14 protein-coding genes are annotated in these 21116 nt (G+C 71.3%); 9 read left to right on the forward strand and 5 right to left on the reverse strand.

Annotated features, from left to right (window positions below; genetic code table 11):
- Window positions 1–153: 153 nt before the first annotated feature.
- Window positions 154–693 (reverse strand): hypothetical protein, encoded by a 540-nt coding sequence (locus AC5P1B_RS22150; RefSeq protein ID WP_493889090.1) that lies wholly within the window; start codon window positions 691–693, stop codon window positions 154–156.
- A gap of 169 nt (window positions 694–862) precedes the next feature.
- Between AC5P1B_RS22150 and AC5P1B_RS22155 the strand changes: the two genes are divergently transcribed.
- Window positions 863–1900 carry a D-alanine--D-alanine ligase family protein gene (locus AC5P1B_RS22155; protein WP_493889091.1) on the forward strand — a complete coding sequence of 346 codons (1038 nt, stop codon included), beginning with the start codon at window positions 863–865 and terminating at the stop codon, window positions 1898–1900.
- 242 nt (window positions 1901–2142) lie between these two features.
- Window positions 2143–3606: a membrane-associated oxidoreductase gene (locus AC5P1B_RS22160; protein ID WP_493889092.1), complete on the forward strand. Its 1464-nt coding sequence runs from the start codon at window positions 2143–2145 to the stop codon at window positions 3604–3606.
- A gap of 292 nt (window positions 3607–3898) precedes the next feature.
- On the opposite strand, the gene AC5P1B_RS22165 is transcribed toward AC5P1B_RS22160, so the two are convergent.
- Window positions 3899–4570, reverse strand: a complete 672-nt coding sequence (locus AC5P1B_RS22165; RefSeq protein ID WP_493889093.1) for a GntR family transcriptional regulator — start codon at window positions 4568–4570, stop codon at window positions 3899–3901.
- 173 nt (window positions 4571–4743) lie between these two features.
- Window positions 4744–6720: a collagenase gene (locus AC5P1B_RS22170; RefSeq protein WP_493889094.1), complete on the reverse strand. Its 1977-nt coding sequence runs from the start codon at window positions 6718–6720 to the stop codon at window positions 4744–4746.
- 335 nt (window positions 6721–7055) lie between these two features.
- Here AC5P1B_RS22170 and glnA point away from each other — a divergent pair, with 335 nt between their 5' ends.
- Window positions 7056–8417 (forward strand): type I glutamate--ammonia ligase, encoded by a 1362-nt coding sequence (gene glnA, locus AC5P1B_RS22175; protein ID WP_493889095.1) that lies wholly within the window; start codon window positions 7056–7058, stop codon window positions 8415–8417.
- Window positions 8418–8808: 391 nt separating this feature from the next.
- Entirely contained in the window at window positions 8809–12063 is a 3255-nt protein-coding gene (locus tag AC5P1B_RS22180; protein WP_493889096.1) for a bifunctional [glutamine synthetase] adenylyltransferase/[glutamine synthetase]-adenylyl-L-tyrosine phosphorylase, read from the forward strand.
- A gap of 80 nt (window positions 12064–12143) precedes the next feature.
- Here the strand turns inward: AC5P1B_RS22180 and AC5P1B_RS22185 are convergent, their stop codons facing one another.
- A complete protein-coding gene (locus tag AC5P1B_RS22185; protein WP_493889097.1) occupies window positions 12144–13136 on the reverse strand; it encodes a phosphatase PAP2 family protein in 993 nt (330 codons plus the stop codon).
- A gap of 82 nt (window positions 13137–13218) precedes the next feature.
- On the reverse strand, window positions 13219–14286 hold the full coding sequence (locus AC5P1B_RS22190) for a LacI family DNA-binding transcriptional regulator (protein WP_493889098.1): 1068 nt from the start codon (window positions 14284–14286) through the stop codon (window positions 13219–13221).
- 522 nt (window positions 14287–14808) lie between these two features.
- Here AC5P1B_RS22190 and AC5P1B_RS22195 point away from each other — a divergent pair.
- The 5 genes from AC5P1B_RS22195 to AC5P1B_RS22215 all read left to right on the forward strand — a co-directional run bounded on the left by AC5P1B_RS22195 (window position 14809) and on the right by AC5P1B_RS22215 (window position 20863).
- Complete coding sequence (locus AC5P1B_RS22195) at window positions 14809–16083, forward strand: extracellular solute-binding protein (RefSeq protein ID WP_493889099.1); 1275 nt, start codon at window positions 14809–14811, stop codon at window positions 16081–16083.
- 11 nt (window positions 16084–16094) lie between these two features.
- Window positions 16095–17105, forward strand: a complete 1011-nt coding sequence (locus AC5P1B_RS22200; protein ID WP_493889100.1) for a carbohydrate ABC transporter permease — start codon at window positions 16095–16097, stop codon at window positions 17103–17105.
- A gap of 164 nt (window positions 17106–17269) precedes the next feature.
- The gene (locus AC5P1B_RS22205; protein ID WP_493889209.1) at window positions 17270–18061 is read left to right on the forward strand and encodes a sugar ABC transporter permease; all 792 of its coding nucleotides are present in this window, start codon (window positions 17270–17272) and stop codon (window positions 18059–18061) included.
- A 100-nt stretch (window positions 18062–18161) separates the two neighbouring features.
- Window positions 18162–19841: a glycoside hydrolase family 13 protein gene (locus tag AC5P1B_RS22210; protein ID WP_493889101.1), complete on the forward strand. Its 1680-nt coding sequence runs from the start codon at window positions 18162–18164 to the stop codon at window positions 19839–19841.
- Window positions 19829–20863 (forward strand): LacI family DNA-binding transcriptional regulator, encoded by a 1035-nt coding sequence (locus AC5P1B_RS22215; protein ID WP_493889102.1) that lies wholly within the window; start codon window positions 19829–19831, stop codon window positions 20861–20863. The genes AC5P1B_RS22210 and AC5P1B_RS22215 overlap by 13 nt, the downstream gene beginning before the upstream one ends.
- Window positions 20864–21116 lie beyond the last annotated feature (253 nt).

Here is a 21116-nt window from a genome sequence, read left to right on the forward strand (position 1 = left end):
CCTCGTAACGGTGTGATGCGAGTGGATTGGCGCGTCTGCCGCTCGCCGGGGCCGCCGGGGTCGCCTGATCGCCCGTCGGCCGTGGCGCGGTGTGTGCGCCGGGACGTCGGGTGCGAAAGGCAGGCGGGGAGGGAGGGGAGCGGCGCGGCCGTCCTATATGCGCAGCACCGTGGGGCGGGCCAGAGGTGTGAGGCGCGGTGGGGGATTCGGCAGGAGCGCGTGCGCCAGGGCGGTGCCGAGCCAGGCCGCCGTGGTGGTGGCGCGGCGCCGCGCCGCCGCGCTGAGCAGCAGCGCGATGGTCCACGCGGCGAGCACGGCGAGACAGACCGACATCGGGTCCATGCCGCCGTGCTCAGAGCCGGTGACGTGCTGGGCGGGGGAGGGGGCGGTGATGTGCCGGGCGCGACTGGGGCCCTCGGCGTGCCGGGCGGGCACGGGGTCGGCTGCGAGGGGCCGCGACCCGTGCGCGGAGTGGGCCGTTCGCTCCGCGTGCGCGTGCGTCTGCTGCTCCGCGTGCGCTGTCGGCCCCAGCGGGGCCGCGTGTTCGGAGGGGTGCCCCAGCGTGTGCATCGTGACGATGCCGAACAGCAGCGCGGTGAGCAGCAGCAACCGGCCGCACCAGGACATCCTGACGCCGGTGCCGGTGCCGGTGTGCCGCCGTGCGCGCGGTAGCGCGCTCCTCAACTCTGCCATCGCGGGAGAGCGTACCCCACCGGGGTATACGGGTCGAGACGTGGGGCCCGGCCGCGGCCGGTCAGCGAGGCCATCGGCGGGGGGTGGAAGCCCCGGCTGGAGAAGAACTGGCGACTGCCCACCGCGGGCGCGAGCGCGTGCGGCAAGCGGTGTGCGGCAGAATCCGGTTATGCGAGTGGTGATTTTGTGCGGTGGAGAGAGCCCCGAGCGGGACGTTTCGCTGGCCTCGGGCCGGTCGGTCGCCCGAGCTCTGCTTGAGCGGGGGCGCGAGGTGGTGCTGGTCGATCCGGCCGCCGCGGTGCCGGTCCTGGCCGGACCGCTGCACCCCGGTGACACGGTCGACGGGGCCATCGTCGCGAAGGAGCCGCCGTCCCTCTCCGATCAGCAGCAGTGGCGGCGCCGCATGTACGCGGCGCTGACGGGCGGACCGGTCTTTGACCTTCTGCGCGGCGCGGACGTCGTGTTCCTCGCGCTGCACGGTGGCTGGGGCGAAGACGGGCACGTGCAGGCGCTGCTGGAGATGGCGGGCGTCCCGTTCACCGGTGCGGGCAGCGCGGCGTGTGCGGCGGCGTGGCACAAGGGGCGGGCGCAGGCGGTGCTCGGTGCGGCGGGGCTGCCGGTGGTCGAACGGGCGCTGTGGCGGCCCGGGGTCGGTGACGTGCCCGAGAACGTGGAACGGCTGGTGGCGGAGGGTCCGGTGGTGGCGAAGCCGGCAGCGGACGGGTCGAGTGTGTCGGTCTCCCGGGTCGACTCGCTGTCGCAACTGACGCAGGCTGCCTCCGAGGTGCACTCCCGAGGGGTCGAGCTGCTGGTGGAGCCGTTCCTGCCGGGGCGCGAGTTCACCGTGGCCGTGGTCGGTGGCCAGGTGCTTCCGGTGGTCGAGATCGAGCTGACGACTCCGGTGTTCGACTACGCGGCCAAGTATCAGCCCGGAGCCGTGAGCGAGGTATGCCCCGCACGGGTCCCGGCCGCCTTCGCGGCCCGGCTGCGGGAGCTGGCCCTGCACGCGCACCGGGCGTTGGGGTTCGGCAGTGACTCCTACTCGCGCACTGACTTCCGCTGCGACACCGGCGGCGAGCCGATGTGCATCGAAGTGAACGCGCTCCCGGGCCTGACGGCGACGAGCCTGTTGCCGCTCGCGGCGACCGGGGCCGACTGGACCTACCCCGATCTGATCCAGCGCGTCCTCGATCTCGCGGCGCGCTGAGCTCCGACCCTGCCCTGCCCACGCGACCACTTGCCACCAAGGCGCGGGGGCAGGGCCGTCTCGATGGCCTGTCGCTGTCGCGGGCGGCCGGGGCTTCTACAGCTGGAGTGCTACCGGAGTGCTACGCCTACGCGCCGAATTGTCCTGAACCACTCTTCCGGGCGAGCCGGGGCGAGCGGGGCCCGAGCGAGAAACCCAGGGGGAGTTGACAGCTTCGGGGCGTGGCGCCAGAGTCCCGGTTGGTGGACATAAACGATCTTACGCCTGCCGAGCTACGGGTGTGGCAGGCCTTTCCCAGGGGCGCGTCCGTGGACTTCCGTACGGCGGAAGACGAGGACACGGCGCAGGGGGCGGGCTGGGGCCCCGAACGGACCGTACGGGCAGCCGTGTTGCGGGCTCTGCTTCTCAACGGCCCGCTGGAAGACGGAGAGATACCGGCCCTCAGACTGGGGGGCGCGCGGATCACCGGGGCCCTCGATCTGCAGTACGGCACCATCGACCACGCCGTACGGCTGAGCGATTGCTTCTTCGAGGACGTACCCATGCTGTACGCCTCCCGGCTGCGCCAGCTGAACCTGGCCGGCTCCGTACTGCCCGGGCTGGCCGCCGCCACCGTGCGGGTGGAGGGCATGGTGCATCTGACCGGCTGCCGGTTCCTCGGGCCGGTGCGGCTCGACGGGGCGCAGATCGCCGGGGCGCTGTTCCTGGACGGATGCGAGATCACTCCGCCGGACACCGTGTGGCCTGCTCTCCGGCTCGGCTACGCGACCATCGGGGACAGTCTGTGGGCGCCCGGACTGCGGACGCACGGGGAGGTGCATCTCAACGGCGCCTCGATCGCCGGGTCGGCCAGCCTCGACGACGCCCAGCTCAGCCACCCGGGCAGCGTCGCCCTCGACGGGCAGACACTCGTTGTGGGAGGCGACTTCCACATGCGGCGCTTGCACACGCGAGGCTGGATCGGCCTGCGGGGTGCCCGCGTCACCGGGCGGATCGACCTGTCGTACGCACGCCTGTCGAACCCCGGCGGCGCTGCGCTGCGCGCGAGCAGCTGCACCATCGGAGAACTCTGGTTGCGCAAGAGCCCCCCCATGGAGGGCACGTTGAATCTGCGCCGTGCGCAGATCGAGGTTCTGTTCCTGGAGCCGGAGGTGGTTCCGGACGAGGTGCTTCTCAACGGCCTCAACTACACCACCCTCACCCCGCATGAGCCCGCGGAGCGCCGCCTGCCCATGCTCAACAAGGACAGCGAGGGCTATCTCCCGCACGGCTACGAGCAGTTGGCCGCGGCCTACCTCCGGGTCGGAGACGACCATGCCGCCCGGGTCGTCCAGCTCGCCAAGCTCCGCAGACACCGCCGGACCCTCCCCTGGTACGGGCGCGTCTGGGGGCACCTCCAAGAGATCACCGTCGGCTACGGCTTCCGCCCCATGCTCGCCTGCGTCTGGCTCCTGTCCCTGCTCGCCATCGGCTCGGTCGCCTTCGCCCTGCACGCTCCACCGACGCTGAAGGCGGACGAGGCACCGCACTTCGACCCGGTGTTCTACACGCTCGACCTGCTGCTACCGGTGATCTCCTTCGGCCAGGAGGGGGCCTTCGCACCGCAGGGCTGGTACCAGACGCTTTCCTACGCCCTCGTCGTCGCTGGTTGGATTCTGGCCACGACGGTCTTCGCCGGTGTGAGTCGAACCGTCAGCCGCCAGTGACCGCCTGCCCGCACGACCGGATCTCGCGCCCGGCATCGGCGCTGCGCATGGGGCCCGCCCAGCTCCCAGGCCCAGGGGAAGCAGCCGGCCCAGCGCAGGGGTAGGGGTGTGCCCCGTCAGGGGCGCGGCGGACCGCGCGGCCAGCAGCCAAGAGAATCGGCCGGACCGCTCGCACCCTGCGGGCGGCCCGGCTCCCTTGTTGGGGCCCACTCCCGATCCGGCAGATCGCTTCGCACCACGCCGGCCGGAACGACACCAGCGAGGCTCGGTCACACGATCCGTCGGACACGCCTCAGGTGCTCTCCGGCGATGACCAGAGCGAGCGGACGTGGCCGAGGTGGCGGCGCATGCACTCCTGGGCGCCCTCGGCGTCCTTGGCGATCATCAGGTCGAGAAGTTCGAGGTGTTCCTCGGCGGAGGCGGCCAGCTCGCCGCTCTGGTCGAGGCGCGTGAGGCCGAAGAGCCGGGCGCGTTTGCGCAGGTCGCCGACGACCTCCACGAGGCGGGCGTTGCCAGCGAGGCCGAGGAGCTGGAGATGGAACCTGCGGTCGGCTTCGAGATAGCCGATGAGGTCGTGCCGTCCCGCCGCCGCCACGATCTCCTGGGCGATGGGACGCATCGCCTCCAGGTCCTCGACGGAGACGGTGCGGGTCACCTGGCCCACGGTGGGGACCTCGATCAGCTCCCGGATCTCGCTGTACTCGTCGAGGTCGCGATCGGACATCTCGGTGATCCGGAAGCCCTTGTTGCGGACCGGCTCCACCAGGCCCTCGCGGGCCAGGGCGAGCATCGCCTCGCGGACCGGGGTCGCCGAGACGCCGAGGTCGGCGGCGAGGGCCGGGGCGGAGTAGACCGTACCGGCCTGGAGTTCGCCCGCGATCATGGCGGCGCGCAGCGCGTTCGCCACCTGGTCGCGCAGCCGCTCCTGGAGCAAGATCGGGCTGCGTTGCCGCAGGTCAGCCACGGGTTCCCTCCGTCCTAGGGTCGGCACGGAGAGTATAACTTCACATTTCACCAAGGGATCTGCCCTGGTCGTCCCACCGCCCCCGGCTCGCGCGGCGGCGCGGTCCGGGGGCGGCGGCGTAGGACCGGCGGGCGGGGGCTGGTGAGCCCCGCGCCCGGCGGCCCGGTGGCCGGTCAGGGCGCTGCGGCGCAGCCTCCGCCGGCGCACTTGGTCAGCCACTGGTCCCAGTCGGCGTCGTAGCGGGTGCCGATGGTCTCCGTCAGGTGCCGCCTGGCGGCCTGCCAGTCGCCGGTGCGGTAGTGCCGCAGCACCGTGTCGATGTCGGCGCGGCGGTTCTCGATCAGATACCGCACGGCGAGGTAGCCCCACCGGTAGACGCGGTTGGTGTCGTTGGAGTAGGTGGTGTTGAAGAGCGTGCTCAGCTTGTACGTGTGCTTCCCGGCCTCGGCGATGGCCGCGTCGTAGGGCAGTCGGCGGTAGGAGTACGAGATGTACTCGGCGAAGCCCTCGATCCACCACACGGTCGGCGTGCTCACACCGGACTCGAAGTCGCCGTACATGTCGAACCGGCCGTCGAGGTAGTGGGTGTACTCGTGGTTGAGGTTCCAGACCGCGAACTCCGGGCGCTGCCATTCCGCCTCGTAGGCGATGAACCGTGGCTGGTTGCCCGCCGCCGACGGGTCGCCTTCGAGGTACATGCCGCCGTTGTTGGTGTCGATGCCGAAGATGGCTCCCGCGTACGTCTGGTAGTCGACGCTGGAGTCGAACGCGATGACCTCGATCGTCTCGTTGCGGTCGTCGGCGACCGGGCCGCTGTCCTTGGCGATGCCGTGGAAGTAGGAGTCCTGCTGGGTCAGGCTGGTGCAGGTGGCGGCGAGCTGGCCGGTGGTGATCTGCTGGGCGCGGATCGTGATGCCGCCGCCGCAGCCGTGCTTGACCGGCAAGGTCGCCCTGGTCAGCCGGCCCACCAGGTCGCAGGTGCCGTAGCTGGCGCAGTGGTCTTTGTCGTACGCGTCCGTCATCTCGGCGACGCCGACCCACAGCGGCGCGGTCCGGCCGGTGATGCGGCTCCGCCGCAGCAGGTCCTTCACCTGCGGCCGTACCCGCTCGCGCAGCGAGGCGTGCTGGAGGAAGCGGCCCAGCTCGCGTCCGGCGTTCGAGGTGAGGTAGCTCTGCTTGCCGCCGAGCAGGTCAAGATGGCGGACGGCGAAGCCGGAGAGCGTGCTGAGCACGCGGGGGTCCTTCTCGACGGCGCTCACGAACGCCGGCACCTGGTGCCCCCGGAACAGCACCGTGTACACGTTGTTGACCGCGCTGAGCATCCACCACGACTTGTCGTACGAGCTGTTGTACGCGGTCAGCAGGCGTCGCACGACGTAGAGGTAGCGGGCGTTCTCCTCGGCGCTGTCGATGAGCGTGACGGCCTCGGCGAGGGTTTCGCCGTTGGCGTCGGTGACGTCGCCGGAGCGCGGTGAGGCGAAGAACGCGTCGAGGCCGCCCTGGATCGCGCGGCGCAGCGCCGGTCCGTACGTGCCCACGTCGTCCGGCTGGTACCAGTGCACGAAGTACCCGGCGCGCAGGAACAGGACGAGCTGCGGCATGCCGGTGGAGCCGTTGCCGGGGTAGGTGGCGGAGTCGGCGCGCAGGGCGTTCGCGACGGTCACCATCTGCGCCTCGCGGAAGGCGCCGCGCGCGTCGGTGCCGGTGAGGCTGAAGAGGGTGTTGACGCAGCTCGTGGTCGCGCCCTTGATCTTCGCTATGAGCGCGCTGCCGGTGTTGCCGGTGAAGTCGCCGACCTGGCACGCCGCCCGCCCCTGGCCGTCCGAGGGGCGGCGGTGCTCGGGGGCGGCTGACGTGGCGGGTTCGTCGTAGTCGCGCCGCAGGGCGTCCTTCGACGCGGCGATGGGCGGCCGTTCGGAGAGTGGCGTGGCCGCGTCGCCCACGTGCCGGGGGTCTTCGACGGGGCCGTCGGCGGGGTTCTGCGCCTGAGGGCCCGCGCCGGTGGCGGCGGGCGCGGACGCCGGGCCTGGCGTGGCGGGCGCGGCGGTGGCCGCCTGGCTGGGACCGCTGAGCAACCCGCCGCCGAGGCAGAGGGTTAACGCCAGAGCCGCGAAGGTGCCGGTGCGCCGTCGCACCGGGGTGGTTCTCATCAGGTGCCTCCCGTGGGGGGTAGCCATGGCATGCGCACACCGGTGGTGTGTGCCATGTAAAATTTCACACGTCACGTCGCACGGGAAGAGGCGGGAAACAACGAGTTTCCGCCGTCCCGCGCGCCGCGCCCGCCGTCCGGGCGGCGTCCGTGAGCGGACCGGCGGCAACCCTTGTGGCGGCGCGTGCGAGGGCAGCCGCGCGGGAAGGAACACGCGCTGAAGCGAAGTGCCGGCGCGGATGCGAAACTCAACGGAAACCCGGTGGCGTGATACTGAAGGTCACCGGAGCTGCCCAGCACCCGAGACGGCCGTTTGACCTGCGAGGATAGGGAACTATGGATAAGCAGCAGGAGTTCGTGCTTCGCACTCTCGAAGAGCGCGACATCCGGTTCGTACGGCTGTGGTTCACCGACGTGCTCGGCTTCCTCAAGTCCGTCGCTGTGGCACCCGCCGAGCTGGAGCAGGCCTTCGACGAAGGCATCGGCTTCGACGGCTCGGCGATCGAGGGCTTCGCCCGCGTCTACGAGTCCGACATGATCGCGAAGCCCGACCCGGCCACCTTCCAGATCCTGCCCTGGCGCGCCGAGGCCCCGGGCACCGCGCGGATGTTCTGCGACATCCTGATGCCGGACGGCTCACCGTCCTACGCCGACCCGCGCTACGTGCTCAAGCGCATCCTCGCCAAGACGTCCGACCTCGGGTTCACCTTCTACACCCACCCCGAGATCGAGTTCTTCCTGCTGAAGAACAAGCCGGTGGACGGCACCCGCCCGGTCCCCGCCGACTCTTCCGGCTACTTCGACCACACCCCGCAGAACGTCGGCATGGACTTCCGCCGCCAGGCGATCACCATGCTGGAATCCATGGGGATCTCGGTCGAGTTCTCGCACCACGAGGGTGCCCCCGGCCAGCAGGAGATCGACCTGCGCTACGCCGACGCGCTCTCCACCGCCGACAACATCATGACCTTCCGCCTGGTCATGAAGCAGGTCGCGCTGGAGCAGGGCGTGCAGGCCACGTTCATGCCGAAGCCGTTCTCCGAATTCCCCGGCTCCGGCATGCACACCCACCTCTCCCTCTTCGAGGGCGACCGCAACGCCTTCCACGAGTCGGGCGCCGAGTACCAGCTCTCCAAGGTCGGCAAGTCCTTCATCGCCGGTCTGCTCAAGCACGCCGCCGAGATCTCCGCCGTCACCAACCAGTGGGTCAACTCGTACAAGCGCATCTGGGGCGGCTCGCAGCGGACCGCCGGAGCGGGTGGCGAGGCCCCCTCGTACATCTGCTGGGGCCACAACAACCGCTCCGCGCTCATCCGCGTCCCGATGTACAAGCCGGGCAAGACCGGCTCGACGCGCGTCGAGGTCCGCTCGATCGACTCCGGCGCCAACCCGTACCTGACGTACGCGGTACTGCTCGCCGCCGGGCTCAAGGGCATCGAGGAGGGCTACGAGCTTCCGGCGGGCGCCGACGACGACGTCTGGGCGCTGTCGGACTCCGAGCGCCGCGCGATGGGCATTGAGCCGCTGCCGCAGAACCTCGGCGAGGCGATCGCGCTCATGGAGCGCAGTGAGCTGGTCGCCGAGACGCTGGGGGAGCATGTCTTCGACTTCTTCCTGCGGAACAAGAAGCAGGAGTGGGAGGAGTACCGGTCCGAGGTGACCGCGTTTGAGCTGCGGAAGATGTTGCCGGTGCTGTAGCCCCGTGCCGGGGGGCGCTTTGTCCGCACGCCGGACGGGCTGGGTTTGCCGGCCGGGGTGGGATTGTCCCTGGCGCCCGGTGGGCTGAACTGTTGTCCTCAAGCGCCGGACGGGCTTGGTTTGGCGGGCTCGCTTGGTTTGCTGGGCTGGGTGGGTTTGTGCCCGCGCGTCCGGTGGGCTGTCACTGTTGTCCTCAAGCGCCGGACGGGCTTGTGTTGGCGGATGGGTTTGTCCTCAAGCGCTGGGCGGGCTTGTTCTGGGGTGACGGCATGTCGGCCGGGGGTGGCGGGGGGACGGGCTAGGCTCCGGAGGCGGATCACGGGGAGCGGCCGTTGCACCGGGGCGGTCGCTGGGTGACACGGTTCCGGTGGGACGAGCGGGTGAAAGGCGGGTGCGCGTGCTGCAAGGGCGACGGGACAGCAGGTTCGGGCGGCTGCTGCGGCACGGGTTCACCGATCCGGCGGCAGCGGAGCGGCTGCTCGACAGCCCCGAACTGTCCACCGTACGGGCCGATACGGTGCTGCTCGACGCGCTGGGCGCGACCGCCGACCCCAACCGTGCCCTCTTCGGGCTGGTGCGGCTGCTGGAGTCGCTGCCGGACGAGGAGCGCCCGACCCTGCTGGACACGCTCACCACCGCCAAGCCGCTCCGGGACCGGCTGCTCGGCGTGCTCGGCGCTTCCGACGCGCTGGGGGACCACCTCGCCAGGCACCCCGGTGACTGGCACTCCCTTCTCACCTACGAGTCGGCCGATCTGCACCCCACCACGCCCGAGTTCGAGAAGGCGCTGGCCGAGGGCGTGTGGGGCGAACCCGGCAAGGGGCGCCCCCGGCCCGACGCGCTGCGCGCCGCCTACCGCCGGTCGTTGATGGGCATAGCGGCCAGGGACGTGTGCGGCACCACCGATGTCGCGCAGACCGCCGCCGAACTCGCCGACCTCGCCACCGCCACCCTCCGCGCCGCCCTGAAGATCGCCGCCGAGGAGGCCCCCGACGACGCCGCCTCCTGCCGCCTCGCCGTCATCGGCATGGGCAAGTGCGGGGGCCGCGAGCTGAACTACGTCTCGGACGTGGACGTCATCTTCGTGGCCGACGTGCCGGGCCAGACCGGGGCATGGGGCGCGGGCGCGGCTCCCGGCGCGGAACCCGGCAAGGCGGCACCGGCGGCGAACCCGGACGCCGAGGCGGTAGCCGTACGCGCCGCCACCCGGCTCGCCGCCCGCCTCGTACGGATCTGCGGCGACACCACCGCCGAGGGCACGATCTGGCCCGTGGACGTCAACCTCCGCCCCGAGGGCCGCAACGGGCCCCTGGTGCGGACCCTGTCCAGCCACCTCGCCTACTACCAGCGGTGGGCGAAGACGTGGGAGTTCCAGGCGCTGCTCAAGGCCCGCCCCGTCGCGGGGGACCTCGCGCTCGGGCAGGCGTACGTGGACGCGCTGGCCCCGCTCGTCTGGCAGGCGTCGGAACGCGAGAACTTCGTGTCCGACGTGCAGCAGATGCGCCGCCGCGTCGTCGAGAACATCCCCGCCGCGCAGATCGACCGGGAGCTCAAGCTCGGCCCCGGCGGGCTGCGCGACGTCGAGTTCGCCGTGCAGCTCCTGCAACTCGTCCACGGCCGGACCGACACCTCGCTGCGCAGCGGCACCACCCTCGACGCGCTCGCCGCACTGGCCGCCGGTGGCTACGTGGGCCGCGCCGACGCCGCGGCGCTGGACGACGCGTACCGCTTCCTGCGCGCCATGGAGCACCACATCCAGCTGGACAAGCTGCGCCGCACCCACCTCGTCCCCGAGGACGAGGCCGACCTGCGGCGGCTGGGCCGTTCGCTGTCCCGGCCGTTCGACTGGCCGCGCACCGAGCCGGTGGCGAGGCTGCGCCAGGAGTGGAAGCGGCACGCGCGCGAGGTGCGGCGGCTGCACGAGAAGCTGTTCTACCGGCCACTGCTCGACGCCGTCGCCCAGCTGGAGCCGGGCGAGACCCGGCTCAGCACGAAGGCAGCGGGCCAGCGCCTGGGCGCCCTCGGCTACGCCGACCCGGTCGGTGCCCTGCGCCACCTGGAGGCGCTGGCCTCCGGAGTGACGCGCAAGGCCGCCATCCAGCGCACCCTGCTGCCGGTGCTGCTCGGCTGGTTCGCCGACTCGGCCGACCCCGACGCCGGGCTGCTGAACTTCCGCAAGGTCTCCGACGCGCTCGGCAAGACCCCCTGGTACCTGCGGCTGCTGCGCGACGAGGGCGCCGCCGCCGAGAACCTGGCCCGGGTGCTTTCCGCCGGGCGGCTCGCCCCTGACCTGCTGCTTCGCGCCCCCGAGGCGGTCGCGCTGCTCGGCGACCCGCTGGGGCTGCGGCCGCGCGGCCGGGACCACCTGGAGCAGGAGGTGCTGGCCGCCGTGGGCCGCGCCGACGGGCCCGAACAGGCGGTCGTGGCGGCGCGAGGCGTGCGGCGCCGCGAGCTGTTCCGCACGGCGGCGGCCGATCTCATCGGCGCCTACGCGCCCCAGCCGGCAGCGGCGGGTGAGGGCGCGGGCGCCAGGACGCCGAGGGAGCCGACCCGCTCCACCAGCGGCATCAGCACCATGAGCCAGGTGGCCACCCGCCCCGGCGCGGCCGAACCGGCCGCTCACGACGTCGGGTCCGCCGCCGGGTCGGGCCCGCCGGGCGGGCGCAGTGCGGGCGCCGCCGTCGACGTCGTCGGCGCGGCGCTCACCGACCTCAACGCCGCGACCGTCGCGGGCGCGCTGCGCGCCGCCGTCCGCGACAAGTGGGGCGACACCCTGCCCACCCGCTTCGCGGTCATCGGCATGGGCCGCTTCGGCGGGCACGAACTGAGCTACGGGTCGGACGCGGATGTGCTGTTCGTCCACGAGCCGCGCCCGGGCGCCGACGAACAAGAGGCGGCCCGCGCCGCGTACGCCGTCGCCAACGAGATGCGCAGGCTGCTCCAGCTGCCCACCTCCGATCCGCCGCTGGTCATCGACGCGGACCTGCGCCCGGAGGGCAAGTCCGGGCCGCTGGTGCGGACCCTCGCCTCGTACGCCGCGTACTACCGGCGCTGGTCGCAGGTGTGGGAGAGCCAGGCGCTGCTGCGGGCCGAACCCGTCGCCGGTGACCCCGAGGTGGGCAGGCGGTTCATCGAACTGATCGACCCGCTGCGCTACCCCGTCGAGGGCCCCAGCGACGAATCGGTGCGTGAGATCAGGCGGCTCAAGGCGCGGATGGAATCCGAGCGGCTGCCGCGTGGCGCTGACGCGACGACGCACACCAAGCTCGGCAGGGGTGGGCTGTCCGACGTCGAATGGACCGTCCAGCTGCTCCAGATGCGGCACGCGTGGGCGGAGCCGGGGCTGCGCACGACCCGGACCCGGGCGGCGCTCGCGGCCGCGCACGCGGCCCGGCTGATCGACACGGAGGACGCGCAGACGCTGGATGAGGCGTGGGTGCTCGCTACACGGGTGCGGAACGCGGTGATGCTGGTACGGGGGCGTTCCGGCGACACGTTTCCCGCTGACGGGCGGGAGCTGGCGGCCGTCGGCCGGTACCTCGGCTATGAGCCGGGCCATGTCGGGGAGATGGTGGACGACTACCGGCGTACGACGCGGCGGGCTCGTGGCGTGGTGGAGCGGCTGTTTTACGACTACGGGGCTTGAGCCTGGGCGTTTGTGCCCTGGGCCGCCCCTGCTGTGCTGGTTGCGGTTGGTCGGCTGTGTTGGTTGTGTTGGTTGTGTCCTCAAGCGCCGGGCGGGCTGGTCTTAGTGGGGGTGCCCGGGTGGGAGGCCTTGGCCGACTCTTTCGCGGGGGGTGTCCAGCGTCCGGCGCGGGGCGGGGAGGTCGCTGTGGCCCCGGAGGGCGGTGGGAGGTCGGTGGGGGCCGGGACCGGCTGCCGGGGGGCGTGGCGCGGCAGGCGGTACGGGAGGGCCGCGTACCACGTGGCGGAGATCGCGAAGCCGAACGCCAGGCAGACGACGCCGCCTACCGCGTCCAGCCAGAAGTGGTTCGCCGTGGCGATGATGACGACGAGGGTCGCCACCGGGTAGAGCGCGCCGAGTGCCTTGATCCAGCGTGGTCCGGCCAGCCAGGCGATGGTGGTTCCGCACCACAGGGACCAGCCGATGTGCATGGACGGCATCGCGGCGTACTGGTTGGAGACGTCGGCGAGGTTGCCCGAGGCCATCGAGCCCCAGGTGTGGTGCACGATGACCGTGTCGATGAAGTCCTTGCCCGGCATCAGCCGGGGCGGGGCGAGCGGGAAGAAGTAGAAGCCGAGGAGCGCGACGCCCGTCGTCGCGAAGAGGACCAGGCGGGTCGCCGCGTAGCGCCCGGGGTGCCAGCGGTAGAGCCACACCAGCACGCCGATGGTCACCACGAAGTGCAACGTGGCGTAGTAGTAGTTCATGCCGACGACCAGCCAGGTGACCGAGTCGACCGAGTGGTTGACACCGCGTTCGAAGGCGAGGCCCAGCTGGTCCTCGGCCTGCCAGATCCAGTCGGCGTTGCGCAGCGCCGAGGACTTCTGCTCGGGGACGGCATTGCGGATCAGCGAGTACGTCCAGTAGCTCACGGCGATCAGCAGGATCTCGAACCACAGCCGCGGGCGGCGGGGGGCGCGGAGCCGCGCCAGGCGCGCTGCGGCACCCGGCGGGCGGATATCCTCGCACTCCTCGATGGGTGGCGGGGAAGTAGCCGTCCGGCCCTTCGGAGTCCTCGGAATCGCGTCACCCATAGGCAAACAGTTTGCCAGACGTGGCCACTCGGCAGATCATCCGCAGGTCGGTTATCCGCCGATCCACGCTCTTACGGGTGGGTTATGAGGGTTCCGACGTGGCCCGTGGTGCCGAAGCGGTTGAACCCCGGACTACCAGCTCGGGCAGGAAGACGAACTCGCTGTAGAGCGGGGCCGCAGCCGTCGCCCCGGGGCTGTCCGCGGGGAGGTTGCCGCCGATCTCCTCCAGCAGTGCGCGCACGGCCGCCTGGCCCATCGCCTGTACCGGCTTGCGGACGGTGGTCAGCGGCGGGTCGGTGAACGCGATGAGCGGCGAGTCGTCGAAGCCGACCACCGACACGTCGTGCGGCACGCGCAGCCCCCGCTCGCGGGCGGCCCTGATCGCGCCGAGCGCCATCATGTCGCTGGCGCACACCACGGCCGTGCAGCCGCGTTCGATCAGCGCGGAAGCGGCGGCCTGGCCGCCCTCCAGCGTGTAGAGCGAGTGCTCGATGAGCTCCGCGGAGTCCTCCGGAGCCAGGCCAAGCTGCTCGCGCATGCCCCGCTGGAAGCCCTCGATCTTCCGCAGCACCGGCACGAAACGCCGGGGGCCGAGCGCGAGCCCGATCCTCGTGTGACCGAGGGAGACGAGGTGGGTCACGGCGAGCACCATCGCCGCCCGGTCGTCGGGGGAGATGAACGGGGCCCGCACCTTGGGCGAGTACCCGTCGACGAGGACGAAGGGCACGCCCTGGCCGCGCAGCTGGTCGTAGCGGCGTACGTCCGCCGTGGTGTCCGCGTGCAGTCCCGACACGAAGATGATGCCCGCGACGCCCCGGTCGACCAGCATCTCCGTCAGCTCGTCCTCGGTGGAGCCGCCGGGCGTCTGGGTGGCGAGCACCGGGGTGTAGCCCTGCCGGGTCAGCGCCTGCCCGACGACCTGCGCGAGGGCGGGGAAGATCGGGTTCTCCAGCTCGGGTGTGATCAGGCCGACGAGCCCGGCGCTGCGCTGCCGCAGCCGTACGGGGCGCTCGTAGCCGAGGACGTCGAGAGCGGCGAGAACGGATTCACGGGTGGCCCCCGCCACGCCAGGCTTGCCGTTGAGTACCCGGCTCACAGTGGCTTCGCTGACCCCCGCCTGGGCTGCGATGTCAGCAAGCCGTGCGGTCATGGGGTTGGACTGTACCGGTCACCCTGTCGGATTGCCCACACGGGCGGTAGTCGCCGGTGACGCCGCGAACACCGCGCGCGCCGCCCCTCCGCCGCCTGTCCCGGCCCGAGCGGGACAGGCCGGGACAGGCCGGGACAGGGCAGCACGGCATGCGCCCGCGGGTGTGGCCGCCCGACGGGTGCGGGGCCGGCCGTGGGCGCCCGGCGGCGCTCTTTCGCAACGACTTGCGCAGTCACCCCGTGGAACGACTTGCGGAACGGCTTGCAGAACCGTTTGCGGGGCGGGGGTGCCTTCTTGCCGGGCGCTGCCCGGGCGTGACCTGGCTGTCAAGGCGCGCGTTGGCTACTTGGCGGACACATCGGCGTAACGATCGGCGAGCCTTGCTGAAGTTTCTCGCAAGGTCTTTCGGGTTTTTTGCATCCCTGTTACGTTCCTCGACAACCCAGCGCCGCGAGGCGCGGAGGTCGGGCAGGGGCTGGTCTTCGCCTCCGCCATCTCGGCATTCCTCAGACAGGAGTTGACATGCGACGTGGCATAGCGGCCACCGCGCTCGTCGCGGCGCTGGCGCTCGCGGCGACGGCGTGCGGCGGCGACAGCGACGACGGCGGCAAGAAGTCCTCGGGCGGCGAGCTGTCCGGCACGGTGACGTGGTGGGACACCTCGAACGAGGCGGAGAAGGCCACGTACGAGAAGCTCGCCAAGGACTTCACGGACAAGCACCCCAAGGTCAAGATCAAGTACGTCAACGTCCCGTTCGGCGAGGCGCTGAACAAGTTCAAGAACGCGGCGAGCGCCAACTCCGGCGCCCCCGACGTGCTGCGCGCCGAGGTCGCCTGGACCCAGGACCTCGCCCACCTCGGCTACCTCGCCCCGCTGGACAAGACCGCCGCGCTGGACAAGGAGTCGGACTTCCTGCCGAAGGCGGCGGCCAGCGCCGAGTTCGAGGGCAAGACGTACGCGGTGCCGCAGGTCATCGACACCCTCGGCCTCTTCTACAACAAGAAGATGCTGAAGGAGGCCGGGGTGAAGCCGCCGACCTCGCTGGAGGAGATCAAGGCGGCGGCGAAGAAGATCAAGCAGAAGACCGGCAAGACCGGGATGTACCTGCGCGGCGACGACCCGTACTGGTACCTGCCGTTCCTCTACGGCGAGGGCGGCGACCTGGTCGACACCGAGGCCAAGAAGGTCACCGTGGACGACCCCGCCGGGGTCAAGGCGTTCGCCGCGGCCAAGGACCTGGTGACGTCGGGCGCCGCCACCACCGACTCCAGCGACGGCTGGGACAACATGCAGAACGCCTTCAAGAACGGCGACGTCGCCATGATGATCAACGGGCCGTGGGCGGTGGAGGACGCCCGGGCGGGCAAGCAGTTCAAGGACCCGGCCAACCTCGGCATCGTGCCCGTGCCCGCCGGAAGCTCGGCGCAGGGCTCCCCGCAGGGCGGACAGAACCTCACCGTCTACGCGGGCTCGAGGAACCTCGACGCCGCCTACGAGTTCGCCAAGTACATGGGCTCGGCCGAGGTGCAGGCCAAGACGACCGAGAAGCTGAGCCTGCTCCCGACGCGTACCTCCGTCTACAAGCAGCCCGCGGTCGCCGACAACGAGATCGTGAAGTTCTTCAAGCCCGCCGTCGACAAGGCCGTCGAGCGCCCGTGGATTCCCGAGGGCAACAGCCTCTTCGAGCCCGTGCGCGTGCAGTACTCCAAGGTCCTCAGCGGGGACGCCTCCCCCGAGGACGCGGCCAACTCCGTCGGCGACGCGTACCGCAAGCTGCTCAAGGGCGACTGGAAGTAGGGATCACGACGATGGCTGTTGAAACCAGCCCGTCGGCGGGACGGGCCGCGGGCGCGGCAGGCGCCCGCGGCCGGGGCCGCGGCACGGCGAAGCCCCCCGGCCGCCTCCGCCGGGGACTGGCCACCCACTGGTACGCCTGGACGATGGTCGCCCCCGTGGTGATCGTCGTCGGCGTGATCATCGGCTATCCGCTGGCGCGCGGCGTCTATCTGTCGCTGACCAACGCCAACGAGGCCAACGTCGAGCGCGACATCGGGATGAACCACATCCCGGCCACCTACGATGTGGTCGGCCTGGACAACTTCACCGCGATACTCCAGGACCAGATCTTCTGGGACCGTCTCGGCTGGACCGTGACCTGGACCGTGGCGTGCGTGTCGCTCACCTTCTGCCTCGGTCTCGGCCTGGCCAACCTGCTCAACCGCACGGTCAAGGGCCGCGCCGCCTACCGGATGGCGCTGATCCTGCCCTGGGCGGTCCCCGCGTTCGTGTCGGTCTTCGCCTGGCGGCTTCTCTACAACGAGAAGAACGGCATCCTCAACAAGATCCTCAGCGGCGGCGGCATCGACGCGGTGCCGTGGCTGAACGACCCGACCACCGCCAAGTTCGCGGTGATCGCCGTCAATGTCTGGCTGGGCGTGCCGTTCATGATGGTCGCGCTGCTCGGCGGCCTCCAGTCCATCCCCGGCGAGCTGTACGAGGCGGCCGAGATGGACGGTGCCAGCCCCTGGCAGCGGTTCCGGCACATCACCCTGCCCGGGCTGCGCGCGGTCAGCAGCACCGTCATCCTGCTGAGCACCATCTGGACCTTCAACATGTTCCCGGTGATCTTCCTGCTCACCAGGGGCGGGCCCGGGGACAGCACGGAGATCCTGGTGACGTACGCGTACCGGCTCTCCTTCGTCAACAGCCCCCGCGACTTCGCGGGCGCCGCGGCCTGGGGCGTGCTCATCCTGCTGATCTTGTCGCTCTTCGCGGTGGTCTACCGCCGCTCGCTCCGTAAGCAGGGAGAGGTGTGGTGAACGGCGTGCGGAAGACAGCCGCGCGGGCGGCCGGTACGGCCCCCGCGGACAAGGGCGGGGTACGTCCTGCCGACAACAGCGCCGGGCCCGGGGCGAAGGCCGCGCGGCGCGCCCGGGGCAGGACCAGTTCACGGCACCACCGCGGCCCGCTCGCCTCCGTCGCGCTGCACGCGACGCTGCTGCTCGCCTCGGCCGTCGCGGTCTTCCCGCCGCTGTGGCTGCTGGTGACCTCGTTCAAGCCCAAGTCCGAGGCGTACAGCACCTCCCTGGTGCAGAACGCGACCTTCGCGAACTACACGCACGTCCTGAACGACACGAAGTTCCTCACGTGGTTCGGCAACTCGCTGTTCGTCGTGCTGCTGACCACGGTCATCGGGGTGTTCGTCGCCGCCACCACCGGCTACGCCGTCAGCCGCTTCCGGTTCCCCGGCATGCGGCCGCTGATGTGGCTGCTGCTGCTCACCCAGATGTTCCCGGTGGCCATCCTCATCGTGCCGCTCTACAACACCATGGCGAAGCTGGGCTGGCTCAACCAGCCGATCTCCCTGATCGTCACCTATCTCACCGTCGCCGTGCCGTTCTGCGCGTGGATGATGAAGGGCTTCTTCGACACCATCCCGGTGGAGATCGACGAGGCGGGACGGGTGGACGGGCTCAACCCGTTCGGGACGTTCTGGCGGCTGGTGATGCCCCTGGCCAAGCCGGGGCTCGCGGTGACCGGCTTCTACACGTTCATCACCGCCTGGGCCGAAGTCGCCTACGCCTCCGCCTTCATGACCGGAGAGGAGAACCTGACCCTCGCCGCCGGACTGCAGACCTTCGTCAACCAGTACAGCTCCGACTGGGGCTCGATGACCGCGGCAGCCGTGATCATCGCCATCCCCGCGGCGCTGGTCTTCCTCCTCGTACAGCGTCATCTGGTGTCCGGCCTGACCGCCGGTGCCACCAAGTCGTAACCGGCGGGCGGCCGGGCCGCCCGCCGCGCCCCATCGTGGCGGCGCCCCCGGCATACGGACCGGGCCGCCTCGCCCCGTACCCGAGCACTCCAGGGATGACATGACCCAGCACCTCGCCACTCCCACCACCGGTACGGCCCGCCAGGACACGGGCGAGCGCCCGGGTTGGTGGCGCGATGCCGTGATCTACCAGGTCTACCCGCGCAGCTTCGCCGACGGCGACGGCGACGGCATGGGCGACCTCGAAGGCGTCCGCCGCCGCCTGCCCTACCTCAAGGAGCTGGGCGTCGACGCCGTCTGGCTCAGCCCGTTCTACGCGTCGCCGCAGGCCGACGCGGGCTACGACGTCGCCGACTACCGTGCCATCGACCCGATGTTCGGCACCCTCCACGACGCCGACGCCGTCATCCGCGAGGCCCACGAGCTCGGCCTGCGCGTCATCGTGGACCTCGTCCCCAACCACTGCTCCGACCAGCACGAGTGGTTCAAGCGCGCCCTGCGGGAGGGGCCGGGGTCGGCGCTGCGCGACCGCTTCCACTTCCGCCCCGGCAAGGGTGAGGACGGCGAGCAGCCGCCCAACGACTGGGAGTCCATCTTCGGCGGCCCGGCCTGGACCCGCACCACCAACCCCGACGGCACCCCCGGCGACTGGTACCTGCACCTGTTCGCCCCCGAGCAGCCCGACTTCAACTGGGACCACCCGGCCGTCCACGACGAGTTCCGCTCGATCCTGCGGTTCTGGCTCGACATGGGCACCGACGGCTTCCGTATCGACGTCGCCCACGGGCTCGTCAAGGCCGCCGGGCTGCCCGACATGGGCCACGGCGAACAGCTGAAGCTGCTCGGCAACCAGGTGCTGCCCTTCTTCGACCAGGACGGCGTCCACGAGATCTACCGCAGCTGGCGGGCCGTCCTCGACGAATACCCGGGCCAGCGCGTCGGCGTCGCCGAGGCGTGGACCCCGAGCGCCGAACGCACCGCGCTGTACCTGCGCCCCGACGAGCTGCACCAGGCGTTCAACTTCCACTACCTCAAGACGCCCTGGGACGCCGCGGAGCTGCGCGCCGCCATCGACGAGTCGCTGGACGCGATGCGCCCCGTCGGCGCGCCGAGCACCTGGGTGCTGTCCAACCACGACGTCGTACGGCACGCCACCCGGTTCGCCGACGACAGCCCCGAACAGGGCCTGCGGCGGGCCCGCGCGGCGGCGCTGCTGATGCTGGCACTGCCCGGCTCCGCCTACCTCTACCAGGGGGAGGAACTGGGCCTGCCCGAGGTCACCGACCTGCCCGACGAGGTGCGGCAGGACCCGTCGTTCTTCCGCGACAGCGGCCAGGACGGGCTGCGCGACGGCTGCCGGGTGCCGATCCCGTGGTCGGGGGACACCGCCCCGTACGGCTTCGGGCCCGAGCCGGGCGGCCCCAGCTGGCTGCCGCAGCCGGACAGCTGGGCGCGGCTGAGCGTGGCCGCCCAGAGCGGTGACCCGGAGTCGATGCTGGAGCTGTACCGGTCGGCCCTCGCGGTACGGCGGGCGCAGTCCGCCCTCGGCGCCGGTGACGCGGTGCGCTGGCTGGACGCACCGGAGGGCGTGCTGTCCTTCCGCCGCGACTCCCCGCAAGGCTCACCGCGAAGTGACGTCGTGTGCACCGTGAACACCACCGGTGCGCCCGTGCGCGTCCCCGTGCCCGGCCGGGTGCTGCTGGCCAGCGCCGGACTCGGCGCCGTGGACGGCGCGTTCACCGACCTGCCCGCCGACACGGCGGTCTGGTGGGCGATGTGAGCACTCCCCGGCTGGCGGACATCGCCGCGCAGGCCGGTGTCAGCGAGGCCACCGCCAGCCGGGTGCTCAACGGCAAGTCGGGGGTCGCGGGGGGCACGCGGCAGCGCGTGCTCGCGGCCCTCGACGTGCTCGGCTACGAACGGCCCGTGCGGCTGCGGCGGCGCAGCGCGGGCTTGGTGGGGCTGGTCATCCCGGAGCTGACCAATCCGATCTTCCCCGCGTTCGCGCAGGTCATCGAGCAGGCCCTGGCCGGACACGGCTACACACCGGTGCTCTGCACCCAGCTGCCCGGCGGCGCCACCGAGGACGAACTGGTCGAGCAGCTTGAGGAGAGCGGCGTCACCGGCATCGTCTTCCTCTCCGGTCTGCACGCCGACACCACCACCGACCCGGGGCGCTACGCCAGACTGGCCGCGCGCGGAGTGCCGTTCGTCCTCATCAACGGCTTCAACGAGCACATCGACGCGCCCTTCGTGTCGTCCGACGACTGGGCGGCCGCGCGGATGGCCGTGAGCCACCTCGCCGACCTCGGCCATCGCAGGATCGGCCTCGCCGTCGGCCCCGCCAGGGACGTTCCGTCCCGGCGCAAGGCCGAGGGGTTCCTGGCGGCGCTCGAAGCCGTGCTCGACCAGCCGCGCGCCGAGACCGAACGCATCATCCAGCACACCCTGTTCAGCCTGGAGGGCGGCCGGGCGGCGGCGCGCGCACTGCTCGACCAGGGCTGTACGGGCGTGGTGTGCGGCAGCGACATGATGGCCCTCGGCGCGGTGCGCGCGGTGAGCGAACGGGGCCTGCGGGTGCCCCGTGACGTGTCGGTGGTCGGCTTCGACGACTCGCAGCTCATCGCCTTCACCGACCCGCCGCTGACCACGGTGCGGCAGCCGGTGCAGTCGATGGCGGCGGCTGCCGTGGGCGCGCTGATCGAGGAGATCGGCGGCACCCCCATGCGGCGTACGGAGTTCGTCTTCCAGCCGGAGCTGGTCGTCCGCGGGTCCACGGCGCAGGCGCGCGCGACGGACTGACCTGGCCCGTGTGCTGACGGAGGATCACGCTGACCGGCCCGACCGGCCGGGCGCGTGGGGTCCTTGCGGAACCCCCGGCCGGCCGGGCCGGAGTCGTCATGAACGTAACAGCACAGCAAGCCTTGCGAAAGGTTTTGCAATGAAGAAAGTGCCTTGATTTCGGGGCGGTTTCCGGGGCGCTGCGGCTCTGTGTCCGAAGGGTTGACCGGGGGTTGGGCGAGTCGTACGGTCACGAACGAAATTTCTTGCTGGC

This window comes from Streptomyces sp. A01, from assembly GCF_059026195.1.